This is a genomic window from Rhodospirillum rubrum ATCC 11170, from assembly GCF_000013085.1.
Taxonomy (GTDB): Bacteria; Pseudomonadota; Alphaproteobacteria; order Rhodospirillales; family Rhodospirillaceae; genus Rhodospirillum; species Rhodospirillum rubrum.
In genome coordinates, this window is sequence record NC_007643.1 from 185011 (window position 1) to 192500 (window position 7490).

Here is a 7490-nt window from a genome sequence, read left to right on the forward strand (position 1 = left end):
TGGGGCCACGCCAAGCGGGGCCGAAGGATGGATCTGGGGGATCGGGAAGGGCGCCTTTTATAGCACTATAGGTCGCAAAGTCAGAGGACTTCCACAAGCCTGAGGCCGTTCAGGACGCCACGACTCAGAGGTCCTTGAGCAGGTCGCCCTGGCGGCCTTCGCCCGCAGATCGCGGCCGCCGCGCGGGCGACCGGCCGGCGGCGGTCGGCGGAGTTTCCGGAGCGGGTTGGCCGGGGATCGCCTCGGGGTCGGCCTCGCCGATCGTCGCCGCCACCCGGCCGTCACGGAAATCAAGGACGACGCCGTCGCCTTTGGTCAGGCCGCGCGCCGCCGGCACGATGGCGCCCGTGGCATCGCGGACCACCGCATAGCCGCGTTCGAGCACCTTGCGATAGGACATGTTGTCCAGCCGGGCGCCCAGGCCCTCCAGGGTGTCCTGGCGGCGGACCAGGGTCTGGCGGCCAAGATCGTCAAGCCGGCCGGCCAGGGTGGTCAAGGCCCGGCTTCCTTCGGCGACAAGGCGGGCGATCTGGCCCGGACGCAGACGGTCGGCCCGCTGGTCAAGTCGGCTCGCCGCCTCGCGCAGGCCGCGGGCGAGCCCGGTCTCCAGGCCGCGTCCGGCGCGTTCCAGGGCATCGGCCTTGCGGGCGATCATCTCGCCCGGTCCGCGCAGGCGGGCGGCCGTATGGAAAACGCCATCGGCCCGGCGATCGAGCAGGCGGGGCAAGGCGGCCTCCAGACGCTCGGCGCGATCATCAAGGCGCTGGGCGAAGGTGCCGATCAGCCGGGCGAGGTCGGGCAGGCCGCGCCCCAGTCCTTCGATCCGCAAGCGGCGTTCCTCGATCAGCCGCAAGGTCGCGCCGTCAAGCCGGCCGCCGCGCTCGCGGACCTGGGCCAGCAGATCCAGGCGAACCGGCACGGCCATTTCCGCCGCCCCCGTCGGCGTCGGCGCCCGCAGGTCGGCGGCGTGGTCGATCAAGGTGGTGTCGGTTTCATGGCCGACGGCGGAAATCAGCGGGATGGCGCTGGCGCTGGCGGCGCGGACCACGGCCTCGTCGTTGAAGGCCATCAGGTCTTCCAGGCTGCCGCCGCCGCGCGCCACGATCAGCACGTCGGGGCGCGGCACCGGCCCGCCCGCAGGCAGGGCGTTGAAGCCGGTGATGGCGGCGGCGATCTGGGCGGCCGCGCCCTCGCCCTGGACGGCGACCGGCCAGACCAGAACCGGACGGGGAAAGCGATCGGCAAGGCGGTGGAGGATATCGCGGATGACGGCGCCGGTGGGCGAGGTGATGACGCCGATCACCGAGGGCAGGAAGGGCGGGCGGCGCTTGCGCCCGGCATCGAACAGCCCTTCGGCGGCCAGCCGTCTGCGCCGCTCCTCGAGCATTTTCAGCAAGGCGCCCTCGCCGGCCAGTTCCAGCGATTCGATAACGATCTGGTAGCTTGATCGGCCGGGATAGGTGGTCAGTCGGCCGATGGCGATGACCTCGAGCCCCTCTTCCGGGCGCAGGGCGAGTTTGGCCATGGTGCCGCGCCAGATGATGGCGTCGATCACCGCCTGATCGTCCTTCAGGCGCAAATAGCAGTGCCCCGAGCCGGCCACCTTGGGCTGGCTGATCTCGCCGCGCACGCGGACGCGCGAAAAAGCCTCCTCGATCGTGCGTTTGAGGGCGCCCGACAGCTCGGATACCGAGAGTTCGGGAAGGTTGTGGACGGGGGCGTTGGGGGTGTCGATCATCGGCCAACAGTGCCCCAAGGGCCGCGCGCTTGGCAACGGCGGGTTTGTCATGCCGCCTTTGCCAAAGCCGGGCTTCCTTGGGAAACCCGTTTGGGCGCGACGCCTTGTCAAGGCTGGCAAGGATCAGTGGATAATCACGTGATCGACCGCCCGGAAGCCGCCGGCGGTGATCAGCCCGACGGTGGCGACGCTGACCGAATGCAGCCGGCCTTCCAATTCGCGTTCCCAAAACCGCAAGAAGCGCTGAAGCTCGGGGAAGCGCGGCGCGATGTCGAGCTGCTGCCAGATGTATTCCTGCAGCAACGAGGGATGATCGGGAAGGTGATAAAGGATTTTCGCCGTCGTCAGCCGGTAATCGGCCAATTGGCGGGCCAGATCGCCGGGGCGGGCGGTGGTCGGCGGCGGGGACATGGTGTTCATGGCGCAACCCTCCTGTGATCACCTCCGCCTAAACCGTCTCGGCCTTCGGCGGAGAACGCGCGTGTTTCCTCTCCTCATCCTTACGGATATGGGGTGCCGATGGATGCGCCGGGGAAAAAATAAACAAGGATAACAGACTGTTAGCAGCATATCGGCGCGAGTGCTGATAAAATTTTCCGTCCGACTCTTGACCCCGCCGCCGGCCCGCTTATTTCAGGGACGCCCGCTGCGAGGGAAGCCCCAGGCATTGGCATCCCGGGCGGGTGTCGTGTGTTGCGAATGCTAGAAGAAATGACGGAGGAGTCAGATGGCATTCAGGCCTTTGCAGGACCGCGTTCTGGTGCGACGCCTCGAAGAGGACGAGAAGACCAAAGGCGGCATCATCATTCCCGATACCGCCAAGGAAAAGCCGATGCGCGGCGAGATCATCGCCACCGGCCCCGGGGCCCGGGGGGAAGATGGCGTTCTGCACCCGCTTGACGTCACATCCGGCGACATCGTGCTGTTTGGCAAATGGACCGGCACCGAGGTCAAGATCGACGGCGTCGAGTATCTCATCATGAAGGAATCCGACATTCTCGGCGTGATCGAGGATGCCGATGCGGCCCGCCGGGCGGCGTGAGTCGAGGGGAGGAACCAATGGCTGCCAAAGACGTCAAGTTTTCCAGCGACGCCCGTGATCGCCTGCTGCGCGGCGTCGACACCCTGGCCAATGCGGTCAAGGTGACGCTCGGCCCCAAGGGCCGCAACGTGGTGATCGACAAAAGCTTCGGCGCCCCGCGCATCACCAAGGACGGCGTGTCCGTCGCCAAGGAAATCGAACTGAAGGACAAGTTCGAGAACATGGGCGCGCAGATGCTGCGCGAGGTCGCCTCCAAATCCGCCGATGTCGCCGGCGATGGCACGACCACCGCCACCGTGCTGGCCCAGGCCATCGTCCGCGAGGGCAGCAAGGCGGTCGCCGCCGGCATGAACCCGATGGACCTCAAGCGCGGCATCGATCTGGCGGTCGCCGCCGTCGTCAAGGACGTGAAGACGCGCTCGCGCAAGATCGCCACCAATGATGAAATTGCCCAGGTCGGCACCATCTCGGCCAATGGCGATGAAGAGGTCGGCAAGATCATCGCCCGGGCGATGGACAAGGTCGGTCACGAGGGCGTGATCACCGTCGAGGAGGCCAAGGGCCTCGATACCGAGCTCGACGTGGTCGAAGGCATGCAGTTCGATCGCGGCTATCTGTCGCCCTATTTCGTGACCAACGCCGAGAAGATGGTCGCCGATCTGGAAAACCCCTACATCCTGATCCACGAAAAGAAGCTCTCGGGCCTGCAGCCGCTGCTGCCGGTGCTCGAAGCCGTCGTCCAGTCGGGGCGGCCGCTGCTGATCATCGCCGAAGATGTCGAGGGCGAGGCCCTGGCCACCCTGGTGGTCAACCGTCTGCGCGGCGGCCTCAAGGTCGCCTCGGTCAAGGCCCCGGGCTTTGGCGATCGCCGCAAGGCGATGCTCGAAGACATCGCCATCCTGACCGGTGGGCAGGTGATCAGCGAAGACCTGGGCATCAAGCTTGAGACCGTCACCCTCGACATGCTGGGCACGGCCAAGACGGTGACGATCACCAAGGACAACACCACCATCGTCGACGGCGCCGGCGTCAAGGCCGATATCGACGCCCGCTGCGCCCAGATCCGCGCCACCATCGAAGACACCACTAGCGATTACGACCGGGAAAAGCTGCAAGAACGTCTGGCCAAGTTGTCGGGCGGCGTCGCGGTGATCCGGGTTGGCGGTGCCAGCGAAGTCGAGGTCAAGGAGAAGAAGGACCGCGTCGACGACGCGATGCACGCCACCCGCGCCGCCGTTGAGGAAGGCATCATCGCCGGCGGCGGTGTCGCCCTGCTGCATGCGGCCAAGGCCCTGGACGCCCTGAGCCCGGCCAACGCCGATCAGAAGGTCGGGATCGAGATCGTGCGGCGCGCCCTGCAGGCGCCGGTGCGCCAGATCGCCGAGAACGCCGGCGTCGATGGCGCCGTGGTCGCCGGCAAGCTGCTTGAAAGCTCCGATGCCGATTTCGGCTACAACGCCCAGACCGGGGTCTATGAGAATCTGGTCAAGGTCGGGGTGATCGATCCGACCAAGGTCGTGCGCACCGCCCTCCAGGGGGCGGCCTCGGTGGCCTCGCTGCTGATCACCACCGAGGCGATGGTCGCCGAAATCCCCGAGAAGAAGCCGGCCCTGCCCGCCGGCGGCGGCATGGGCGACATGGACTTCTAAGCCATCCTGGCTTGGACCAAGGGGGCCGCTTCCGATCGGGGGTGGCCCCTTTGTCTATTTTGCCGCCGATAGCGCTTTCATCTTGTAAGGATCATGTTTCAGGTATCACTATAGGGGTCTGGAACCCTACCAGTCCCCCTTATGCTTGCAAGGACCGTGATCCGTGATCACCGCTGCGCAGATGCGGGCCGCCCGGGCCCTTCTTGGAATCGACCAAAGGACCCTCGCCGATCTGTCGGGGGTGTCCTTGCCGACCATTCAGCGCATGGAGGCCAGCGACGGCACGGTACGCGGCGTCGTCGATACCTTGACCAAGGTGGTGCGCGCCTTCGATCTGGCCGGAGTCGAACTGATCGGCGAGGACGCGCCCAGCATCGGTATCGGCCGCGGCGTCCGTCTGCGCCAGCATACCAGGGGATAAGGGGTCCAGGGTTTCCCCCGCGACGGTGGACATGCCGGCTTTTCGACGAGTCCGCCCGTCTTTCTTGCGCAAAGGTCGTCATGGACAGCCCCCGGATCGCCCCCCGCCCGTCGATCACCCGCCCCCCCGAGGAAGACTCGTTCCTCGCCCTTTTCACCCCCAAGCTCGTCACCATGCTGCGCGACGGCTATGGGCTGGGCGATCTGCGCGCCGATGCCCTTGCCGGGCTGACGGTGGCGATCGTCGCCCTGCCGCTGTCGATGGCCATCGCCATCGCCTCCGGGGCGACTCCCGAACAGGGGCTGTTCACCGCCATCGTCGGCGGCTTTCTGATCTCCGCCTTGGGCGGCAGCCGCTTCCAGATCGGCGGACCGGCGGGGGCCTTCATCGTTCTGGTCGCCGCCACCGTCGCCGAGCACGGCTTTGCCGGCATGATCCTCGCCACCTTCGTGGCCGGGCTGATCCTGGTGGCCATGGGGCTGTTGCGGCTGGGGACCTACGTCAAATTCATCCCCTATCCGGTCACGGTGGGCTTTACCGCCGGCATCGGCGTGGTGATCTTCACCACCCAGATCAAAGACCTTCTCGGCCTCAGCTTAAGCGGGCCCGAACCGGGCGAGATCTTGCCCAAGCTGATGGCCCTGGGTTCGGCCCTGCCGTCGATCACCCCGGCGGCCCTGCTGATCTCGATCCCCACCATCGCCTTCATCGTCTTGCAAAAGCGCTTCCGCCCGGGCTGGCCGGGCATGCTGCTGGCCGTCGCCCTGGGCAGTTTCACCGCCTGGCTATTCAATATGCCAATCGAGACGGTGGGCTCGCGCTTTGGCGAGATCCCGCGCACCCTGCCGCTGCCGTCGATGCCGGTCTTCTCCTTTGATCTTTTGATCGCTGTCCTGCCCGATGCGGCGGCCTTCGCCCTGCTTGGCGCCATCGAGTCGCTGCTCTCGGCCGTGGTCGCCGACGGCATGACCGGGCGCCGTCACCGCTCCAATTGCGAATTGGTGGCCCAGGGCATCGCCAATATGGCCTCGGCGCTGTTTGGCGGCGTCTGCGCCACCGGCACCATCGCCAGAACGGCGACCAATGTGCGGGCCGGGGCGCGCGGGCCGATCGCCGGCATGCTCCACGCCCTGTTCCTGCTTGGCTTCCTGGCGGTGGCGGCGCCCTTGGTCAGCTATATCCCGCTGGCCTCGCTGGCGGCGGTTCTGGCGATCGTCGCCTGGAACATGATCGAGCGCCATGCCTTCGCCGTGCTGCTGCGCACCTCGCGCGGCGATACGGTGGTGCTGATGGCAACCTTCCTGTTGACCATCTTCCGCGATCTGACCGAGGGGATCGTCGCCGGTTTCCTGATCGGCACCTTGCTGTTCCTTAATCGCATGGCCAAGGCCACGGTGGTCGAAGCCGATCAGCCCCTGATCGCCGAGGACCGCGCCGATGGCGCCTTTGGCCGCTCGGCCTATGACGCCGCCCTGGCCAGCGATCCCCGGGTGGTGGTCTATCGCATCTCCGGGGCGTTCTTCTTCGGCGCGGCCTCGACCGTGGGCTCGGTGCTCGATCGCATCGCCGATCAGCGCAAGGCCTTCGTCCTTGATTTCGCCGCCGTCCCCTTCCTCGACTCGACGGCGGCCAATGCCATCGAGGGCGCGGTGCGCAAGGCCCAGCGCCACAAGGTGAAGGTCTTCTTCACCGGCGCCTCACCCAAGGTCCGCCGAACCCTGCTCGCCCACGACCTGCGTCCGCCGCGCGTCATCTACAAGCGGACCATCGACGATGCGGTGACGGCCGTGAAAGCCGAACCGATCTGAGCAGCCGGCGGGCTGGCGGCGGCGGGCGGGACTCCGTTTTTTGGTTCTTCCCGTCTGGGTGTGTTGCGGGGGGTGGTTTGCGGACTTTGCGGCGATCTATGCGGACTCATACCCGTCTAAGGGGTGTTCCGATAAAAAAGCGGGGTGGTTTGTCGAAAGCGGTTGACGTTGTGGGTCCAGGGGCCTAGAACCCGCCTCCCGACGGCGCCGGTGGTGCTTCGGGGAGTTGGCTCCGGGTTTTAGCCGGTCCTGAAAACGCGATATCCCGCAAGGGGTTAGCGGTCTTCCGAGAGGAGGATGGGCGGGTGGAAAAAAGAAAAACGCGGTGTTGACAACGGTGCTGGGGCGGGAGTAGAAACCGCCCTCCCGACGAACCGGGCGGCGGTGCCGCGGACTGGTTTGACGGGGTCCGGGGATACCTGGACGGGTTAGGGAAAGACAGGGCTTTTCAAGCCTTTCGGAGTTGGTTTGGCTCCGGCGTCTGTCTCTGAAACGTCGAAAAAAACAGGTTGACACGGACGAGGCGCAGGGGTAGAACCCCGGCCTCCGGCGACGACGGCGGGCCGCTCCGGCGGTTCGGGTTTGGCCGGATGGTAAATTGGTTTGTTGCTTTTAGGAAGCGTGGCTTCCGCTGCTGTTTGACATTGTTAATGGAAACGCGAACGAAAGAGATGGGCGGGCGGCGCTGATCCGGAAACGGAATGCGCCTGGACTGTTCGGAAGGGTTCCTTCCAGCGGTCTTGCCTATCTCAAGTAGGGACGGTTTATAAGTATAAGACTTCTGTCTTAGACTTTGACGTTCCTTACGGCCAGAATATACAGGACTAATGGT

General features: G+C 66.0%; 6 protein-coding genes. 4 read left to right on the plus strand and 2 right to left on the minus strand.

The features are described 5' to 3' along the window. Positions 1–124: 124 nt before the first annotated feature. Positions 125–1738, minus strand: coding sequence for an exodeoxyribonuclease VII large subunit (xseA, locus tag RRU_RS00820; RefSeq protein WP_011387920.1), 1614 nt, complete (start codon positions 1736–1738; stop codon positions 125–127). Between the two features lie 123 nt (positions 1739–1861). Beyond that, positions 1862–2158 (minus strand): usg protein, encoded by a 297-nt coding sequence (locus RRU_RS00825; protein WP_011387921.1) that lies wholly within the window; start codon positions 2156–2158, stop codon positions 1862–1864. Between the two features lie 307 nt (positions 2159–2465). Here RRU_RS00825 and RRU_RS00830 point away from each other — a divergent pair, with 307 nt between their 5' ends. The 4 genes from RRU_RS00830 to RRU_RS00845 all read left to right on the plus strand — a co-directional run bounded on the left by RRU_RS00830 (position 2466) and on the right by RRU_RS00845 (position 6658). Then, positions 2466–2780 (plus strand): co-chaperone GroES, encoded by a 315-nt coding sequence (locus RRU_RS00830; RefSeq protein WP_011387922.1) that lies wholly within the window; start codon positions 2466–2468, stop codon positions 2778–2780. 17 nt (positions 2781–2797) lie between these two features. Then, a complete protein-coding gene (gene groL / locus RRU_RS00835) occupies positions 2798–4429 on the plus strand; it encodes a chaperonin GroEL (RefSeq protein WP_011387923.1) in 1632 nt (543 codons plus the stop codon). A 163-nt stretch (positions 4430–4592) separates the two neighbouring features. Further along, on the plus strand, positions 4593–4850 hold the full coding sequence (locus RRU_RS00840; RefSeq protein ID WP_011387924.1) for a helix-turn-helix domain-containing protein: 258 nt from the start codon (positions 4593–4595) through the stop codon (positions 4848–4850). 80 nt (positions 4851–4930) lie between these two features. Next, complete coding sequence (locus tag RRU_RS00845) at positions 4931–6658, plus strand: SulP family inorganic anion transporter (RefSeq protein ID WP_011387925.1); 1728 nt, start codon at positions 4931–4933, stop codon at positions 6656–6658. The last annotated feature ends 832 nt before the right edge of the window (positions 6659–7490 follow it).